Here is a 2,571-nt window from a genome sequence, read left to right on the forward strand (position 1 = left end):
GTCTCATTTAGATTCTATACCATAAGACGAGACCATAAATTCCTCGTGCTACCGCAACTCAATTCACACTCTGAGCGCTTCTGCGTGTCGGACGATTTTTCGTGCTTTGGTTTGGAAGTTAGGTCCCGGATCAAGTCCGGGACAGCCAATCCTGTTGGCGTGCCGCCAGCATGGGAAAACACACCGGCGGCATGCAAAAACCTTCCGGCGGTGCCGGGCCAGACTGGGCGGCGTGAGCGCCAAAAGACCAGCCTGCGCGGCGAGAGCGCCAAAAAAAGCGGAGCGAACGCGGTGCGCGACGGCGGCACGAACAGAGTACCGCGCACTGTGACGTCAAAGGCCTTACAAAAAAAGCCCCGGTAAGAACCGGGGCAAATATTTGGGAGGTCATCTAAGTTGAGTTCATGCTAGGCCAGCAAAAGTTAAGACTTTGCCTTCTTCTTCTTTTTCTTTTTAGGCGCATCTTCTGCATTATCTTCACCTGCCGCTTTGTTGGGATCCCGAATGACTTCGATCTTCACCTTAGCCAGCACACCAGCAAGGCCACCAAGGATGGCAAGCCACGGCGCTGCGAGCATCACCACACCGCCAACAACCACGCTGCCGGTCAGTGGTACTTCAATCACCAAATCATCATTGGCCGAGCGGATACGTAGCTTGCGCACATTGCCTTCAGAAACCAGTTTGGTGATTTCTTCCACAAGCTTGCTGCCCGCCACTTCAATCTCTTCGGTGAAGCTTTCCCAGCCGCCCTTAGGCTCTTCAGAATTTTTGCGCTTTTCATCAACCATCATAGGTCTCCTTTGCTGCAATGTACGCCAAATGTGGGCATTAGCGCGCAAAGAACAAGGCGCAACGGGGCAAATAATTGCCGCCGCTGCGCCTTGAAATGCCTCAATCTGTGCCCTAGTGGGGCGAATTCAGTTGATTTTGCTTAGCTTTTATCGCCGGGGCGAATGTCTGTGTAGGTCTTGGTTGCCGGTTTGCCGCGGAATGTGACCCAGAAAAAGTTCAAAACATAAACCCCAGCGGTCTGAAACACACCCTCTTCGGTCAAGCGACGCCCAGAGGTGCGCATAGGCAACTTAAAGGTCCATTTGACCGGACCAACCTTTGAAAGCCGCACAGCGATGTCTGTGTCTTCGCCATAAAAGGAAATTGAGGTGTCATAACCGCCAGCCTTAAGCCAAGCCGAACGGCGGATCACAAAGTTTCCACCCTGGATCATCGAGCCAACTTTAAGCACAAAGCGATTGAGCAAATAAACCGCAAAGGAAATGTAATAAAAGAACCGCACCAGCATTTGGTTCCAAAGCGAAAGGTCATAATAGATATAAGGACCGCTTAGACCAACAAGCTCAGGTCGTTTCTCAAATGTGGACATGACGGTTTCAATCCAACCGTCTGGCAATTCGGTGTCTGCATCAAGGTTAGCCACAAGCTCAGCGGTGGAGGCGTTAAAGCCCGCACGACGCGCATAAACCAAGCCCTTGTCGAACTCATCAACAACGGTTACGCCCTCAAAACTCTGGGCGATCTCCTTGGTGCGGTCCGTCGAAGCATTATTGACCACGATGATTTCGCATTCAACGCCCGAACTCTTCACCCGCTTGGTGACAGATTCAAGACAACGTCCGATTAGGCCTTCTTCGTTAAAGGCCGGAATAACAAATGCCAATTGCATGAGAGCTCCTTAAATTGGCACTTCAATCAGATGAAATGCCCCGCCGCTTCGCTCAAAACTATCCCCGTCCCTCAATTACTACATATAATGGGCGCAAATAGCGATGCTGCGGGCGGGTTATGCCCAAAATTGGAGAATTATTCAACCCCGAAGTGTTTGAATACCCGCATTGCAAACAGCGTAACCCATCTGCTGGGTTGCCCTGCCCGCTCCATATCAAAGTGGGTTTGCCCCGGATGTTTGGCCTGCACATTCCAGCGGCCATCTTTGCGACGTTTCTTTTTGAGCACGTCAATGGCGGGCTGCAACCGATCATCCCAAGGGTGTTTTGCGGCCTGCAAATAATCCAACGCGCGCAGGATGGAGTAATACCAACGATAGGGATAAGAGAGTTTTAGAAAACGTTTTTCAATCAACAAACCGGTGCGGTCCGAAATAAACAATTGATGCAAAAGCATAAATTCTTCTGCCTGTCGCACCGCAACCCGCACATCAGCAGCGCGATATGTGTAACCAGCATTCAAATAGCTCAAGAACCCTTCTAGCACCGAGCAGGTTGTATGCAGAGACGAATGATGTGGTTTGCCGCGATTGGAGCGACAATTAAGACCGCCATCCGCCATATGTTGACCCAGCAAAAAATCTACGATGGATTTCAAATCGTCTTCAGGTAATTGGAAGTAGCTAGCATAATGAAGAAACATGCCATTTACACAAACATCACATACCCCCTTCGCCCCAAACGGCCCAATACCGCCATCAACGGGGGATTTTTCAGAATTTCTAATTCCATTTTTGTCTCATTTCGATATTATTTTTTTCCATTTCATTCCGAAAAATCACTCAATGTGACAAAATATATAGAAGTCAAGAATAAAATCCATGTA

Annotated in this window: 4 protein-coding genes; 1 reads left to right on the plus strand and 3 read right to left on the minus strand. The window is 49.5% G+C overall.

Annotated elements, in window-relative coordinates:
• Positions 1 to 363: hypothetical protein (locus Q0231_RS11090; protein ID WP_299347720.1), on the plus strand; the 363-nt coding region annotated here is incomplete at its 5' end.
• A 59-nt stretch (positions 364 to 422) separates the two neighbouring features.
• Here Q0231_RS11090 and Q0231_RS11095 read toward each other — a convergent pair.
• From Q0231_RS11095 to Q0231_RS11105, 3 genes are all read right to left on the minus strand, one after another.
• Positions 423 to 791, minus strand: a complete 369-nt coding sequence (locus Q0231_RS11095) for a DUF4342 domain-containing protein (RefSeq protein ID WP_299347721.1) — start codon at positions 789 to 791, stop codon at positions 423 to 425.
• A gap of 143 nt (positions 792 to 934) precedes the next feature.
• Entirely contained in the window at positions 935 to 1,684 is a 750-nt protein-coding gene (locus tag Q0231_RS11100) for a glycosyltransferase family 2 protein (RefSeq protein WP_269394095.1), read from the minus strand.
• Between the two features lie 137 nt (positions 1,685 to 1,821).
• Positions 1,822 to 2,388 carry a hypothetical protein gene (locus tag Q0231_RS11105; RefSeq protein ID WP_299347722.1) on the minus strand — a complete coding sequence of 189 codons (567 nt, stop codon included), beginning with the start codon at positions 2,386 to 2,388 and terminating at the stop codon, positions 1,822 to 1,824.
• Between the last annotated feature and the right edge of the window lie 183 nt (positions 2,389 to 2,571).

Source organism: uncultured Maritalea sp. (assembly GCF_937139385.1).
Lineage (GTDB): Bacteria > Pseudomonadota > Alphaproteobacteria > Rhizobiales > Devosiaceae > Maritalea > Maritalea porphyrae_A.

Bases quoted from the DNA above. Each gene is read 5' to 3' on its own strand.
- Q0231_RS11095 (WP_299347721.1), bottom strand. From the start codon at position 791: ATGGTTGATGAAAAGCGCAAAAATTCTGAAGAGCCTAAGGGCGGCTGG.
- Q0231_RS11105 (WP_299347722.1), bottom strand. From the start codon at position 2,388: ATGTTTCTTCATTATGCTAGCTACTTCCAATTACCTGAAGACGATTTG.
- Q0231_RS11100 (WP_269394095.1), bottom strand. From the start codon at position 1,684: ATGCAATTGGCATTTGTTATTCCGGCCTTTAACGAAGAAGGCCTAATC.